This is a genomic window from Parahaliea maris (assembly GCF_008064665.1).
Taxonomy (GTDB): domain Bacteria; phylum Pseudomonadota; class Gammaproteobacteria; order Pseudomonadales; family Halieaceae; genus Parahaliea; species Parahaliea maris.
The window spans coordinates 91,811-107,152 of record NZ_VRZA01000002.1 but is presented as its reverse complement, the minus strand read 5'-3'; the positions used below and the strand labels follow the sequence as shown (position 1 = coordinate 107,152).

Genomic DNA, 15,342 nt, shown 5'->3' with positions numbered 1-15,342 from the left:
CGTCAGCACGCCGTAAACTACTTGCGGCTCGCGCTACTCCTGCTGGCCCTGTGCAGCCTGCCACTGCAAGCCCTGCAGGTGGTGGACTCCGCCGGGCGCACCGTGACCCTGCCCGGAGAGGCCGAACGCATCATCGCCCTGGCGCCTCACACAGTAGAAAACGCCTTTAGCGCTGGCGCCGGTGACCGCCTTGTGGGGGCCGTAAGCTACAGCGATTACCCGGAAGCCGCCCGGGACATTCCCCGGGTGGGCAGCCACCACGCCTGGAGCCTGGAAAGTATCGTCGCCCAGCGGCCGGACCTGGTGATCATGTGGGGAACCGGCAACAGCCTCGACGGTCTCCCCGCGCTGGAAAAACTGGGCATTCCGGTTTACATCAGCGAGCCCCGGCGGCTGGAGGATATTCCCACCACCCTGCGTGCAATCGGGATCATGGCGGGCACCTCAAAGGTCGCCGAGGCCCAGGCGCAGGCATTCGAGGAGAAGCTTGCAGCGTTGCGCCGCCAGTACGGCGGCCGCAAGCGCCTCGGCGTGTTCTACGAGGTCTGGAACCAACCCCTGCAAACCCTCAACGGAGAGCACTTTGTGAGCGACGTGATTGACCTCTGTGGAGGTCGCAACCTGTTCGCGGACTCACCCCACATCGCTCCCCGGATCAGTGTGGAGTCGGTTCTGGCACAGGACCCCGACGTGATCGTTGCCAGTGGTATGGCAGCTGCACGACCGGAATGGCTGGATGAGTGGCTGGCGTATCCCAACCTGCGTGCGGTCCGCGCCGGGGCAATGGTTTTTATCGACCCCGACCTGCTCCAGCGGCCCACCATGCGCCTGTTACAAGGTGCCGAGCAATTGTGCCGCAAGCTTGACGCGCACCGCTCCACGCCACCGCAGGCACAATGATCAGTAACTCAACTCACCACAATTCCGTCGTGAGGCCAGCGCAAGTCTTGGCAAATGCAGCACTTCCCGCTAGCTTAGGTAAACGACTCCAGGAGACAGACCATGGTAACCAAGTTCTTTCAGTACAGGCAGTTCACCCACCTTGCCGCGGCAGCCGCCATCACCCTGGGAACGGCCCTGCCTGCCCAGGCTTTCGACTGGCCCTGGGCGGAAAAGAGCGAAGCCCGATACAGCTACTGCAAGGGCTTTGTGGTGGCGGGCCTGGGTAGCCTGCCGGTGGAAAAACTGTCGCGCACCCAACTGTGGCTCGCCTGGAACACCATCAACCGCGAGGGCATCCCCCCGGCGACCGAGCCCGATGGCGAATACCAGGCGGGGCACCAGCAATTCCGCCAGTTACTGGAGGCCGGCAGCCTGGACCAGCTGCGCCAGCTGGCCGATGGTGACTGCGCCCTGGGCAGGAACTGATTATTCGCTGGTATCTGAACTGGTGTCGGCATTCCGGCCGGCGCCATCCTCCAGCCCCTTCAGGAACTCGCCCATCTTGCGGCCGGCTTCCTCAGGGGTAATATCCCCGTTCTCGAACTGCCGGCTGAAATTCTCCATCCGATCCTGCATCTGCCGGGCAGCGTATTCGCTGCTGACATTGGAAATCAGCATTAATCCGCCCAGCACGCCGAATACGATCATCGCACTGCGCCGTTCCCGACTGTGGACGGCCACGCTGGCCTCGATCATCAGGTAGGTGCCCCAGGCCACGGTCACGATGATGCCCAGGTAGGGAAGTATCGCCAGCAGGGCAGCCACCGGGTACAGCGAGGTCGCCGCGGACCAGCAGCGAAATGCGGCTTCATAATCCTGCTCGGAGCCCATCAGTTTCCAGATGACAAACAGGATGGCGGAACCGATAAACCCGCCGATGACCGTAAAAATGGGGTAGATCACGATGCCGGCGAAACCCGCCGCGAGCATGCCGACATTGGAGGCAAACAATGACAGGATCGCGGCGATCACCCCTGCGGCGGCGGCCATCACCGCCGCAAAGATGACGGGTTCCAGGAACCCCCCGCTGCGGGCCATCCCCTGATAGAACCCTGCCGGGTTGGTGAGCACCTGTTTGGCCTGCTCGATCACCTGGTGGATATCAAAGGTGGTTGTTGACCCCGGTGCTACCGGGGGCTGCTCTTGCTCTTGTTCTTGCTCTCGCTCACTCATGCCGGTTCCCCTGAAACCATCCCTCTGGACTTCTAAAAGTAGCACTGTGGGGCCACCGTTCAAGCGCGACGCACGGTAGGCGTGACAAGGGTCACCCTGTTACCCTTGGTGCCCCGGTCGACACCGGTACCGACAATCGCCTGCAGAAGGAGCCCGCCGTGCCTCGAGCCTGCCGTTGGATACTGTTCAGCCTGTTACTCACCGCCTGCGGTGCCGGTGCGAAGACCTACGAGCTGAGCTACCAGGTCAGCATTGACCCCCAGCAGGGTAAAGCTGACGTGAGTATCACCCTCGCCGGTGAAGAGCTTCCCAGCCGCCTGTCCATTCATTTCGACCCCGAGCGGCACAGCGATTTCAGCGGCAGCGAGGGACTGTCAGTGGAAGGAGATACAGCGACCTGGCATCCCCAGGGCGCAAAAGACACGCTGCACTATCGATTCACCGTGAGTCACCTGAAGGACACCGACAGCTACGACGCCCTGATGACCGGGGACTGGGCGGTACTGCGCAGTGATCACCTGATTCCCCCGATCGCAGTAAAAGCCGGGAAAGGGCTGCGATCCAGGGCAACGCTGGACTTCGACCTGCCGGATGGCTGGTCCTCGGCGATGCCCTACGAGAGCCTCGACCCCGCCGCCAATCGCTACCGCCTGAGTGACCCCGGGCGCCGTTTCATACGCCCCAAGGGCTGGCTGATCCTGGGCGCCATCGCCAGCCGCCAGGATGAGATTGCCGACGTCGAGGTACGGGTGGCGGCGCCCCGGGACCAGGATGTGCGCCTTCAGGATGCACTGGCTTTCATCAACTGGACCCTGCCCTACCTGAAAGAGATCTTCCCGGGCTTCCCTCCACGCATGCTGGTGGTGAGCGCCGGAGACCCGATGTGGCGCGGGGGGCTGTCGGCACCCAACTCGCAGTTCATGCACGCCGACCGCCCCCTGGTCAGTGGCAACCGCACCAGTAGCCTGATCCACGAAATGGTCCACATCGGGACCTCCATTCACGGCACCGAACGCAGCGACTGGATTGTCGAGGGTATCGCCGAGTACTACGCGGTGGAAATTCTGCGCCGCTCAGGGGGCATCAGTGAACGGCGGTTTGAGGAAACACTGGATGAGCTGGCGGAATGGGGCGAAGAATCACCCGGGCTGTTTACCGGCGATTCCTCCGGGCCGACCACGGCGAGAGCAGTCGGGGTGATGCGCGCGGTGGATCGGGAAATCAGCCGTTCGACGGGTGGTAAAGCCAACCTGGACCAGGTAGCCACGGCGCTGGCCAACGAGGGGGGCAAGGTGACAGTGGCGAATTTTATCGCCATCGCCGAGCGGGTCGCCGGGGGCTCCCTCCAGTCTCTCGACCCCATCAAGCGGCAGCTCGCCGGGGAATAACCGGGTCCTGCAAACAACCGGGTGATCAGCTGCCGAAGTCATCGAACCGGATTGCGGTCTCCGCCACGCCCAGGTGCCCGAGCATGTGGCGGGTAGCCTCCAGCATCAGGGGCGGGCCACACAGATAGAACTCACAGTTATCCAGTGCCGGGTGCTGCTGCAATACACGCTCCATCACCACCCGGTGAACGAAGCCCCTGTCACCCGGCCACTGCTGATCGTCTGCGGCATCCGAGAGCGCCACACCCCATTCGAAATTCTCAAACCGGGCGGCCAGCGCTTCAAAGGTGTCGCGATACAGAATCTCGTCCTGATTGCGGGCGCCATACCAGAAACGCAGCCTGCCCTGCCATTGCCGGGTCTCCAGCAAGTGCTGGGTCATGGCTTTCAGGGGAGCCATTCCGGCACCGCCACCGATGAGGATTTTCTCGCGCGGGCTATCGGCGAGATGAAAATCACCCGACGGGCCGCGATACGCCACACGCTCCCCCGCTACCAGACTGCACAGGTAGCTGGAACCGATTCCCGGAGGGACACCGTGACTACCATCGGGTGGTGGCGCGAAACGCACGGTGAAGACCAGGTCCTGCTCCAGACCGGGTGCCGTGGCCACCGAGTAGGCCCGAAACCGTGTGCTGGTGGATGCCCACCGATCCGGCAGGTCGATCTCGTGCCAGCTACCCTGGAACTCCACGGGTAGCCCCAGGTCGGACGACTGAATCTGGCAGGGAGGAATACAGAACTGGAAATAGTCACCCGGGCGGAATGCCACCGGCTCATCGGGGCGAATCCTGATCTCCTTGAGCAGCGGCGTAAGCCAGCGGCTGGCAGTCACCACCCCACCCTGGAGATCGGTCTGGTAAGCAATATCGGGCAGCGCCAGGCGATCACCCTGCCGCGGCCGGTGCTGGCAGGCCAGGCGCTCGCCCACTGCCAGGGCCACCCGATCAATCCACTCCCGGTCCGCACCAGTGGGTACAGGCGGGTCCTGTTCGTAGCGGATTCTGCACAACCCGCAACTGCCCGAGCCCTCGCAATTGGAGGGCAGCCGGATGCCCTGCGGTGCCAGGCTGGCGTACAGCGAGAGCCGATTGTCGAGTTGCAGGGTCGCGGGCGGATGGGCGGGTGAACCCACCCTCACCGCGGCCGGGCGTACTCCCCTGCCGGCGCCCGGTAAAGCGGCAAAATCGGCGCGGGAAAACGACGTAAACACCAGCACCACTCCCGAGAGGGCAAGCCACAGGGCACCAAAGGCCAGGACGATGATCTGCGGGTTATTGAAATTGCCCGCCTGGCCATAGTCCATGAAGTGCAACATGAGTAACAGGTCCACCAGGCGGCTGCGCCGGTTCTTATGACCCAGGACTTCGCCATCCGAGCCCGACAGATAGACCCGGGTTTCCAGTTGGTCAGCAAAATCCACACGCCACACTGGCCCGGCGCCACCGCCCACTCCGGGTTCGCCCTCCGCCAGATAGCTCACCCCCGCCAGCGGCCCGGCACCCGCATAGCTGGCCCTGGCGATGCGTTCTGCCAGGGGCCGGTCGATCTCCAGCACCCGGCCCGAACGCGCGTCGAACAGCCGGGTGCCCGCCGATGTGGTAACCCGGTACACCGGCCTGCCCTGCAGCGAATCCAGCCGCAGTTTCAATAGCAGCGATACCGGTATGTCCAGTTGCGACGGCTCCACCACCGGCCCCCATGAGGACAGGGGCACTGCCCCGGCTTTGCCGGCCCGGAATACGGCGCCGCTGGCGATCTTGCTGTCCAACAGGCTGATCAGGGCGCCGCTGGCAATCCAGACCAGTACCTGGATTGCCAACAGCAGACCAAGCCAACGGTGCAACCTGCGCATCAACACACTCATGCAGGGCGTTCCCTGCGCGGCCGGCGAAAGCTGTACAACAACAGCCAGGTGCCGCTGGCGGCAAACATCAGGGCCGCGACAGACACCCCCTGTAGCAGCCGGTTGTTGACGTTCTCGCGTTCCTCGTAGTCCATGATGTGCAACATCCAGAGGAAGTCGAAAATACGCCACAGGGTGTGCCGGCGCGTGGCAAAGCGACCGCTGTCGGGCAGGATGTAAAAGCTGGTTCCCCAACGGTCGTCAAAGTTCACCCGCCAGACCGGCAGCGGCAACGCACCAATCTCACTCGGAGGGTTCCTGTTGATGTACTCCACCGAAGTGACCTCACCGCTGTCGGCGTAGTGGTAGCGGGCGACACTCAGCGCCGAAGCTTCATCGAGGGGCGGCAGCGATTCGCCGTTGCCTGCGTTCACCAGGCGCTGGCCGGCCGGTGTATCCAGACGGTAAACCGCTTCACCCGCCAGGCTGTCCAGGGTGATGCCGGTAGCGTCAGGGTAGCGCTGTAACAGGCCTGCCACCGTGGCACCATCGGCATCCGCGACAGCGACAGGCGTCGCCATATTGCTGACCAGCATGTCGCCGTGGATGATGTCGATGCGTACCGCGACCATGTAAAAACCACTCGCGGCCCAGATCAGCAACTGCAGGCCCACCGCCAGCGACAGCCACTTGTGAACCTTGCGGGACAGCCTGGCGCCGTTCACCACTACCGCCCGTGTTGGTCCACCGCGTAGGTGTACACAACATCAGTGCTGGAGTTCAGCGCCGTTTCCGCGGAGTCCTGGATCACGCTGATAATGAAGCCAACGGCAACTACCTGCATCGCCACGTCGACGGAAATCCCGAACAGGGAACAGGCCAGGGGCACCAGCAACAGGCTGCCGGAGGGGACGCCACTGGCACCACAGGCAGACAGTGCGGCGATCACGCACAACAGCAGTGCCGTGGTAAAGGACACCTCGATGCCGAGGGTATTGGCCGCGGCCAGGGTGAGTACGGTAATGGTGATCGCGGCACCGGCCATGTTGACCGTGGCCCCCACCGGGATGGTCACCGTGTACAGCTCTTCACTGATACCCAGCTTTTTCGCCAGGCTGAGATTCACCGGAATGTTGGCAGCAGAGCTGCGGGTAAAGAAGGCAGTAATGCCCGACTCCTCGAGGCAGCGAAACACTACCGGATACGGATTGCGGCGAATCAGCAGGAACACGATGAGCGGATTGACCAGCAGCGCCACGATCAGCATGCAGCTGACCAGCAGCAGGGCCAGGCTGGCGTAGCCTGCCAGCGCCTCGATACCGGTGGTGGCCACGGTCACGCAGACCAGGCCGAAGATACCCAGCGGTGCCAGCCTGATCACATAGCGCACAATGTCGCTGACGCCTTCGGCGAGGGTCTGCAGATTGTCCTTGAAGGCGACCGAGGCGCGACGAAAGCTGATACCGAGCAGGATGGCCCAGGTCAGGCAGCCGAGGAAATTGCCGGTAAGCAGCGCATTGACCGGGTTGTCGATCAGCTTGAACAACACGTCGGCCAGCACCGCCGACACGGCCACCGGGGGGCTGCCCTCGGCGACGTCGGTCAGGGCAATCTGCTGTGGGAACCACTGGCTCATCAACAGTGCTACCAGGGCCGCGCTTACCGTTCCCACGAGGTAGAGCACGAGGGTCAGCAATGACTTGCGACCATCGGCCCCGCTTTCATGGCGATTGGCGATGGCGGACATCACCAGCAACATCACCAGCAGTGGTGCAACTGCCTTGAGCATGCCGACAAAGAGCTGTCCCAGCAGACCCAGTGGTTCCGCAATGGCGGGGGCCAGGACGCCCAACAGGGCTCCCGCCACCACACCGATAAGGATCTGTGGCACCAGGCCCAGTTTCAGGAAATTCATTGATGCCCCCGGGAGCGTTTGTTGAAGGTGTTCTTATTCCGGGGGCGATTGTAGCAAGTCAGACCCTGAAGCGCTTGGACAGCGGCAACTCCCTGACGCGCTGGCCGGTGGCGGCGAACACGGCATTGGCAATGCTCGGTGCCGTGGGTGGAACCCCCGGCTCCCCGACACCCGCGGGCAGGGCATCGCTGGGAACGATATGGGTGCGAATCACCTCTGGCGCCTGGTTGATCCGGGCGACCTGGTAGTCGTGATAGTTCGACTGCTGGACCGCACCGTCCCTGAAGGTAATTTCACCCGACAGGGCCACGCTCAGGCCAAAGATCATCCCACCCTCGAGCTGGGCGTGTACCCGGTCCGGGTTGACCACGGTACCGGCGTCGATCACCCCGTGCATTTCCAGCACACGGAGCTGGCCATCCACCACCTCGACCTTGCTGGCCACCGCCACGTAGGCCAGGAAGCTGCGGGTGACCGCCAGCCCCCAGCCCTGCCCTTCAGGGAGTTTTTCGCCCCAGGGAATCGAGGCCGCCAGGGTCCGCAATACGTTCTTGAAGCGGGCGGTGTCGTAGGGGTATTCCTCGATCGAACGCCCGTAATTACCGAACTCGAAGCCCTCCGGTGCAAAGTCCAGGTGACGGTCTTCGCCGACCATCGTCTCCCAGAATTCCGCCGGGTCGCGGCCTGCCGCGTGGGCCAGCTCGTCGACAAAACTGCAGACCCCGAAGGCAAAGGGAATGTTGTACACCGAGCGCAACCAGCCGATACGGACGTGCGCCGGCGCCTCGTGACTCTCGACCCGCAGGTTGGGCGTGGCAAAAGGCACGCTGCCAAAAGTCTGGCTGAGGTCGCCGTCATCCATAAAGGTGACGGAGGGGTCAAAGGTAGAGCCAATGGGCGGTGTGGCCTGGCGCGCCAGCCAGGCGCTGACATTGCCCTTGTCGTCCATTCCGCCACGCAGGTACATGGCGCTGCAGGAGTGGAAGTAGTCGTGCCGGAGGTCGTCCGTGCGGGTCCAGTTCACCTGGACGGGCTTGCCGACATGGGCCGCCAGACGCGCCGCCTCTACCGAGAAATCGGGTTTGGACTTGCGCCCGAAACCGCCTCCCAGCAGGGTTACGTGCACTGTCACAGCCGACTTGTCGATACCCAGTGCCGCGGCGACTGCCGCCTGGGTGGCCTGGGGATTCTGGGTGCAGGCCCACAGCTCGCAGCGCCCCCCGGAAACCCGGGCCACCGTCACCGGTGTTTCCATGGGCGCGTGGGCCAGGTAGGGCGTGCGATAGCTGGCTTCAATCACCTTGTCGGCTGCGTCCAGCGCCGCGTCGACATCCCCCCGCTCCCGCGCCACCTGGCCGGGCCCATCCTGCACCCGGGCCTGAAGCGCATCCAGGTAGCGCTCGGAGTCGTGGGAGCTGTGCTCATTGGGGGCCCATTTCACAACCAGGGCCTGGCGCGCTTTCATGGCGCTCCAGGTATTACGGGCCAGCACCGCGACGCCCTCGACGTTGTTGAAGCCGGGAGGCCCGTCCGGTGCCTTGAGTTCCACCACATCCAGCACGCCCTTGACCTTGCGGGCTTCGGCCGCGTCGTAGGAGGCTATACGCCCGCCCAGGTGCGGCGTGCGTTCGATGCTGGCGTAAACCATATCCGGCAGCTCCACGTCAGCGCCGTAGGTCGCGGCACCGGTGGTGATGTCGTGCAGGTCCACCATCGGCACATCGCGGCCGATGTAGCGGAACTGGTCGCGGCTCTTCAGCGTGAGCTCCCCTGCTGCGGGCAGGGCCTGTTGTGCTGCGGCAGCGGCCAGTTCACCAAAACCGAGACTGCGCCCATCGCTGTGCACTACCCGGTGCATTTCGGCCCGGCACTCCGCGGCGGCTGCCCCCCAGCGCTCGGCAGCCGCAGCCTCCAGCATGTGCCGGGCCGCCGCCCCCATCTCGCGCATCGTGGCGTAGAAATTACGGATAGAGCGGGAACCGTCGGTGTTCTGGCTGCCATAGGCCGCATCGCCAATGGCCTGCACCACCTTTACCCGGGCCCAGTCGGCTTCCATCTCGTCGGCAACCACCTGGGGCAGGCTGGTGCGAATGCCGGTACCCATCTCGGAGCGGTGGGCAATGATCTCGACCGCACCGTCTTCTTCCAGGCTGACAAACAGATTCAGGCGCAGGCCTTCAGCCCCGGCCGCCGGCACGGCCGCCAGAGCGTCGCCCGGGACCACGCCGCCCAGCAACAGGCCCGAAGCGGATACCCCGGTCAGTGCCAGGAAACGACGCCGGCTGAGTTGAACGACCCCAGTCATGACGCGCCCTCCTCTTCACTCCCGGCGAGGTCGCGAATGGCGGCCCGAATGCGTGGATAGGTGCCGCAACGGCAGATATTGCCGCTCATGGCGCCGTCGATCTCGTCGTCCGAGGGACTCGCATTGCGCGCCAGCAGCGCGCTGGCCGACATGATCTGCCCCGCCTGGCAGTAACCACACTGGGGCACATTGTGCCGGCGCCAGGCTTCCTGGACCGGGTGGGAGCCGTCTGCAGAGAGGCCTTCAATGGTGACGATCTCGCCTGCGGCTGCAGCGGAAACAGGGAGCCGGCAGGCACGGGTGGGCGTGCCGTTGAAGTGGACAGTGCAGGCGCCGCAGATCGCATCGCCGCAGCCGTAGCGGGTGCCCTTGAGTTTCAGTTCATCACGCAACACCCATAAGAGAGGGGTGTCGGGCTCGGCGTCCACGTCATAGGAACGGCCGTTTACCGTCAGCTTCATTACCGGGTCTCCCTGCCTGTGAGGACGGACAGCTTAACAGCCCGATGCGAATTCGCCAGTAACCCTTTGATGTAGGGTGCCTGAGGCCAGCAAAACCACAGTATTTACAGGGTTTTTGCGGGGAAGTGCTGAGAAGTACTGAAAGGGTAAGCGTGTTTTTACAGCGGCAAAAAGAACCCTCTCCGGAAAATGGAGAGTGGGCGGCAAGCCCAGGCGGCCGGGCCGCCTCAGGCTACTGAATCGTGACGCCTCGCATAGCTGGCTGCGAATCTGGCGATCCACTCAGCAGCAGCTTCATCCAGGGAAAGCCAGCGTCCTTCGGTGAGAAGCACACTGTTCCGGTAGTTCCGAATCTCCCTGCACTGGTCTGTCATGCGCGCCTTGAAGGCGTCTTCTTTATCACGCTCCGGGGGTACCGGTGCGGCAACACTGTCGTACATTTCACCATCCCTAATGGGTCTGCTTACTCATATACGCTTTGCCAGCTGTAATGAATCACTTTTAGGAAAAAATGTGACGCAGCGCACACTCCGCCGCGCAACCGTTTTCCATGATGGCTCTCACCGGGATGGACTGGAGAGCTAAACCCATCGCCACCGTCCTGCGGGCCGCGCGGGCATACCTCCAGTGAGCGGAATATGCTGTCAGATGACACAACAAAAATACGCGCTTGGGAAAGGGAGTTATGCAATGCACCAGATAGACCTCAGCGGCAAAGTCGCGCTGGTGACGGGTGGCAGCCGCGGCCTGGGAAAAGCGATGGTCATCGGCCTGGTGCGGGCCGGTGCCGATGTCGTGATTGCCAGCCGCAAGCTGGAAAACTGCGAGGCGGTGGCCGAGGAAGTGCGCGAACTGGGACGCAGAGCGCTCCCGCTTGCGGCGCACACCGGCAACCTGGCCGACCTGGACCGCCTTATAGAGCAGGCCTACAGCGAGCTGGGACGGGTGGACATCCTCATCAATAATGCCGGCATCAACCCCGCCATCGGCGAGCTCTCGCAACAGCCGCCGGAGCTGTTCCAGAAGCTGTTCGACGTCAACACCAAGGGCCCCTGGTACCTGGCTTCGCGGCTCGCACCGCGTATGGCGGCGCACGGAGGCGGCTCGATCATCAACATTCTCTCCGTCGGCGGCCTGAAACCTTCCGCCCTGCAGGGCTTCTATGCCAGCACCAAGGCCGCCCTGGGTGCGCTGACCAAGGTGATGGCAGCGGAGTGGGCAGACAAGGGGATCCGGGTCAACGCGCTGGCGCCCGGAAGCCACCACTCGGACCTGTTCGACAGCACGGCGAGTATCCCCGGTTTTGTGGAGGGCGCGATCGCCGCCTCCCTGCAGAAACGCGTGGCGGAAACCGATGAAATCATCGGTCCCATCCTCTACCTGGCCAGTGATCTGTCCAGCTTTACCACGGGCCATACGCTGGTGAGCGACGGCGGCTACATGGTGCTCTAGGGCGCTACGAAGCGGGCGATACGGTCGAAGGCCGGCCGCAGTACGCTGATCGGCTGGGCCAGGGAAACTCGCACGTGCCAGCGGCAGTTCTCCCCGAAGCCGATACCGGGCAGTACCGATACGCCTTCCGCCGCCAGCAACTGATCGGCAAACTGCTCACCGTCCACCCCCAGTTCCCCCACGTCGATCATGACGAACATCCCGGCCGGCGGAACGTCGCAGCTGAGTCCGGCGATGGCCGTCACTCGCTGGCACACGTAGTCACGCCTCACCCGGTACTCTTCGCGCACACCCTGGATATATTCCTCGTCGTTGGTCAGGGCGAAGGCGGCGGCATCCTGAACGAACTGGCAGCAGCCGAAAATGGTCGAGGACGTGAAATCCAGCAGGCGATCGGCCAGCAGCCGGCTGCTGACCGTCCAACCCAGGCGCCAGCCAGTCATGGCATGGGACTTGGACAACCCGTCGATCACCACGACGTTGTCCAGTTGCGCCGCCGCCCGGCGCAGGGACACGTGAGGTCCATCGAAGGTGATCATGGAGTACACCTCGTCGCACACCAGCCAGATGTTGCGCTCGCGGCAGAAGGCGGCGAGCTCGCGCAGTTCACTCTCGCCGATCATGTTGCCGGCAGGGTTTCCCGGGGTATTGATAAACACCACGCGGGTGCGCTCCGTAATCGCCGCCTTGACCGCCTCCAGACGGAAGGCAAAGCCGGCGTCGGCATCCAGCGCAAAGCCCGCCTTGCTGATGTTGAGGGCCCGAAAGATACCCTCGTAGCCGATGTACATGGGCTCAGCCACGACCACTTCATCACCCGGATCCACCAGGCAGGCGAGCACCGAGTAGATGGCATTGGTGGCGCCGGGAAACACCACCACCTCGTCCGGGTCACAGGGCTTGCCAGAGGCGCGGGTTTCGATGCCCGCGATGGTCTCGCGCAGGTGGCGTTCGCCGCGGCCGGGGGCGTAGTGGGTGCGCCCCTTGTGCAGGGCATCGATCCCGGCCTGGACGACCCGGGGTGGGGTCGCCAGGTCCGGGTCCCCCACCGACAGCAGGTATACTTCCTCGCCGGCCTCGAAACGTTCACAGGCCCGGTCGTGGACCGCCCAGACGCCTGCGGCATCGTCCTGCAGGCGCCGCGTCAGCGCGCTGAAATCACCGTCGAACAAACTGGATTGTGCATTCATAGAGTCGCCCTTCGCCGGCCTCAACCGGGCAGTTCGGATTGAAGAAAGTCCTGCTCCCGCACCTCGATAACCGTGGGCACCGCACGGGCCGGCGCCGCTGCCAGCAGGGCGTGCAGGGTGTCGTAATCGGTCGCCCGGGCCGCTTCACAGCCATAGCCACGGGCAATCGCCAGCAGATCCGGCGTGTAGATGTCACAGGCGATCGGCGCCATGCCGGCGTCCTCGAAGTTGCGCGCGATCATGTCGTAGCGGGCGTTGTTCCAGACCAGTACAGCAATGCCCACGCCGGCTTCGACGGCACTGGCCAGTTCGCTGATGCTGAACTGCAGGCCGCCGTCACCGACCAGCGCCACCACCGGCCGCTGCGGCTGTGCCAGCCGCGCGCCAATAGCCGCGGGCAGGGCGTAGCCCAGGGTGCCGTAGCCAGTGGCGGCACTGGCAAAGCTGCGGGGGCGGTCCGGGTGAAACTGGCCCGCCGCAAAATAGGCCGGCTGGGTTGAATCGGCCAGCAGGGCAAGGCCGGGAAGGGCTGCGCCAATCACGTCGAGAAAACGCTGGTAGCAGGGGTGGTGATCCGCCGCTACCGCGGCCATGACCTGTCGCACCCGGGCGGCACCCTCCCTCGATTGCGGTTGCAACTGCGGCAGCAGTTCAGCCAGGGCCAAAGCGCTGTCGGCCTTGATGGCCAGGTCAGGGCGGGCGTTGCGACAGAGCTGGGCGGCATCGATATCGATGCGAAGCAACTCCCCGCCGATGCGAAAGCCGCCATCGAAGAAGAAGTCGTAATCTGTTTCGCTGAGTTCCGTGCCCACCGCCAGCACCAGGTCGGCCTCCCGGTACAACTCGCGCACGCCCGCAAATGACGGACTGCTGGCCACCAGCAAAGGATGGTCGGAAGGCAGTATGCCGCGGGCGTTGTGGGTCACCGTGACCGGCGCATCGAGGGTTTCAGCCAGGGCTGCACAGAGCCCGGCGGCATCGGCCGCGCCGCCGCCCAGGGCGATAACCGGCCGCCGGGCCCGGTTCAGCCGGCGGGCAGCCTCGGCCAATAGCGCGGGGTCGGCGGCACTGCGCCCCGGCACGGGCCAGGGCGTTGCCGCAACGTGGTCTGCCGTGGACAGAATCACATCGAGGGGCAGGCTCAGGTGCACCGGCCCGGGACGCTCACCGGCGAAGATGGCAAAGGCCCGGGCCAGCACCCGGGGCAGTTCGTCGGCCCGCATCAGGGTATGACTCCACACACTGCTCTCGGCCATGGCCGCCTGCAGGTTGCGGGTTTCATGCAAGCGGCCCTCCCCCAGGCCCCGTTCATGGGTGCGGTTGTCGGCGGAGATCACCAGCATGGGGACCGAGTCCTGCAGGGCCTGGCCCATGGCAGTGGCGATATTCAGGGCACCGGGGCCGGAGACCGTCAGGCACACCGCGGGCTTGCCGGTTACCCGGGCGTAACCGTCCGCCATGAAGCCGGCGCCCTGTTCGTGACGCGGGGTCACGTGGCGAATACGCGTTGCAGGGAGACCGCGATAGAGCTCGATGGTATGGGTACCGGGAATCCCGAAGGCCGTGTCGATCCCATGGGCCTCCAGCATCCTCATCAATAGTTCACCGCAATTCACTGGCTGTCCTCGCTGTCGTCATCATCGACTAATACTAGCCAAGGCCGCAGTGTCGACATATCGAGTATTCCGGCATACTTCATGCGGAAAACTCATTAACTTACACGACGAACACCGCGAATGAGCCGACATCTACCCTCTACCCAGGCCCTGCAATGTTTTGAGGCGGTCGCCCGTTGTGGCAGCGTGACCCGTGCCAGCGAACAGCTCAACATGACCCAGAGCGCGGTAAGCCGGCAGCTGCGCAGCCTGGAGGACCTGCTGGGCGTCCACCTGTTCGAGCGCTCGCGCCAGCGCCTGCGCCTGAATGCCAACGGCGCCGCCTACCTGGACAGCGTGACACCGGCCCTGGACCAGCTGCGCAACGCCACCCAACGGGCTCGCCGTGCGGCCAGTGGTCACCTGTGTGTGGGGATCGAGCCCGCCCTGGCCAGCGCCTGGCTGATACCGCAACTCAGGGGCTTCAGTCGCGCACACCCCCATATCAGCGTAGAACTGATGACTGACATGGAAAAGCTGCACGCCGCCAGCACTCAGTGGGACCTGGCCATTGTGTATGGAGAGCCGGATGAGGGCGGGCAGGCCTGCCTGCCGCTGATGCGGGAACACCTGGTGGCCGTTGCCAGCCCGGAATTGCTGAAGAGCGGCCCCGCGGTTCGGGACTTTGCCGATGTCCTGCAGTACCCGATCATCCATCACACCGGCCCCTACTCCACCAGCGCATCCTGGCTGACCCGGGCGGGGCTCAATGAGCGGGAGATCCGCCAGTTGCCGGGCCCGCGCATGGAAACCTTCAGCCTGGTGCAGCAGTGCGCCCAACAGGGGCTGGGCATTGCCTTCCTGCCCACCTATTTTGTGACCGAGGCACTCGGAAACGGCTCGCTGGTCGAGATCAGCGACCTGCGCCTGACCAGTGAGCAACACTACAACCTGTTGCTGCCCCAGGCCCGTCACTCACCGACCGTGGCGCTGTTCAGCGACTGGCTGCAGTCGCTGGCGGCGCCGTAGAGCGCGGGAAATACGCCCCCCGCTTGTTTATACTGGGCGGCATTCC

At 64.2% G+C, this 15,342-nt stretch carries 14 protein-coding genes; 5 read left to right on the top strand and 9 right to left on the bottom strand.

Annotated elements, in window-relative coordinates; all coding sequences use genetic code 11:
- The first annotated feature begins 21 nt into the window (after nt 1–21).
- Complete coding sequence (locus FV139_RS04945; RefSeq protein WP_213004025.1) at nt 22–900, top strand: cobalamin-binding protein; 879 nt, start codon at nt 22–24, stop codon at nt 898–900.
- 102 nt (nt 901–1,002) lie between these two features.
- Complete coding sequence (locus FV139_RS04940; RefSeq protein WP_148067161.1) at nt 1,003–1,368, top strand: hypothetical protein; 366 nt, start codon at nt 1,003–1,005, stop codon at nt 1,366–1,368.
- On the opposite strand, the gene FV139_RS04935 is transcribed toward FV139_RS04940, so the two are convergent.
- On the bottom strand, nt 1,369–2,115 hold the full coding sequence (locus tag FV139_RS04935; protein ID WP_148067160.1) for a Yip1 family protein: 747 nt from the start codon (nt 2,113–2,115) through the stop codon (nt 1,369–1,371). It abuts the gene before it with no gap.
- Between the two features lie 158 nt (nt 2,116–2,273).
- Here FV139_RS04935 and FV139_RS04930 point away from each other — a divergent pair, with 158 nt between their 5' ends.
- Nucleotides 2,274–3,503, top strand: a complete 1,230-nt coding sequence (locus tag FV139_RS04930) for a hypothetical protein (protein ID WP_148067159.1) — start codon at nt 2,274–2,276, stop codon at nt 3,501–3,503.
- A 25-nt stretch (nt 3,504–3,528) separates the two neighbouring features.
- On the opposite strand, the gene FV139_RS04925 is transcribed toward FV139_RS04930, so the two are convergent.
- The 6 genes from FV139_RS04925 to FV139_RS04900 all read right to left on the bottom strand — a co-directional run bounded on the left by FV139_RS04925 (nt 3,529) and on the right by FV139_RS04900 (nt 10,470).
- A complete protein-coding gene (locus tag FV139_RS04925; RefSeq protein WP_148067158.1) occupies nt 3,529–5,370 on the bottom strand; it encodes a PepSY domain-containing protein in 1,842 nt (613 codons plus the stop codon).
- On the bottom strand, nt 5,367–6,074 hold the full coding sequence (locus tag FV139_RS04920; RefSeq protein ID WP_148067157.1) for a hypothetical protein: 708 nt from the start codon (nt 6,072–6,074) through the stop codon (nt 5,367–5,369). Before FV139_RS04920 ends, FV139_RS04925 begins: the two co-directional genes overlap by 4 nt.
- Nucleotides 6,075–6,076: 2 nt before the next feature.
- Nucleotides 6,077–7,264: a serine/threonine transporter SstT gene (gene sstT, locus FV139_RS04915; RefSeq protein WP_148067156.1), complete on the bottom strand. Its 1,188-nt coding sequence runs from the start codon at nt 7,262–7,264 to the stop codon at nt 6,077–6,079.
- A gap of 58 nt (nt 7,265–7,322) precedes the next feature.
- On the bottom strand, nt 7,323–9,569 hold the full coding sequence (locus FV139_RS04910; RefSeq protein WP_148067155.1) for a xanthine dehydrogenase family protein molybdopterin-binding subunit: 2,247 nt from the start codon (nt 9,567–9,569) through the stop codon (nt 7,323–7,325).
- On the bottom strand, nt 9,566–10,030 hold the full coding sequence (locus FV139_RS04905; RefSeq protein ID WP_148067154.1) for a (2Fe-2S)-binding protein: 465 nt from the start codon (nt 10,028–10,030) through the stop codon (nt 9,566–9,568). Before FV139_RS04905 ends, FV139_RS04910 begins: the two co-directional genes overlap by 4 nt.
- Before the next feature lie 227 nt (nt 10,031–10,257).
- Nucleotides 10,258–10,470, bottom strand: coding sequence for a hypothetical protein (locus FV139_RS04900; RefSeq protein ID WP_148067153.1), 213 nt, complete (start codon nt 10,468–10,470; stop codon nt 10,258–10,260).
- A gap of 250 nt (nt 10,471–10,720) precedes the next feature.
- Between FV139_RS04900 and FV139_RS04895 the strand changes: the two genes are divergently transcribed.
- Nucleotides 10,721–11,482, top strand: a complete 762-nt coding sequence (locus FV139_RS04895) for an SDR family NAD(P)-dependent oxidoreductase (RefSeq protein ID WP_148067152.1) — start codon at nt 10,721–10,723, stop codon at nt 11,480–11,482.
- Here FV139_RS04895 and FV139_RS04890 read toward each other — a convergent pair.
- Nucleotides 11,479–12,672: a pyridoxal phosphate-dependent aminotransferase gene (locus FV139_RS04890; protein ID WP_148067151.1), complete on the bottom strand. Its 1,194-nt coding sequence runs from the start codon at nt 12,670–12,672 to the stop codon at nt 11,479–11,481. The genes FV139_RS04895 and FV139_RS04890 overlap by 4 nt on opposite strands.
- A 20-nt stretch (nt 12,673–12,692) precedes the next feature.
- The gene (locus tag FV139_RS04885) at nt 12,693–14,288 is read right to left on the bottom strand and encodes a 5-guanidino-2-oxopentanoate decarboxylase (protein WP_268939933.1); all 1,596 of its coding nucleotides are present in this window, start codon (nt 14,286–14,288) and stop codon (nt 12,693–12,695) included.
- A gap of 120 nt (nt 14,289–14,408) precedes the next feature.
- Between FV139_RS04885 and FV139_RS04880 the strand changes: the two genes are divergently transcribed.
- Entirely contained in the window at nt 14,409–15,296 is an 888-nt protein-coding gene (locus FV139_RS04880; RefSeq protein ID WP_148067149.1) for a LysR substrate-binding domain-containing protein, read from the top strand.
- Nucleotides 15,297–15,342: the final 46 nt, after the last annotated feature.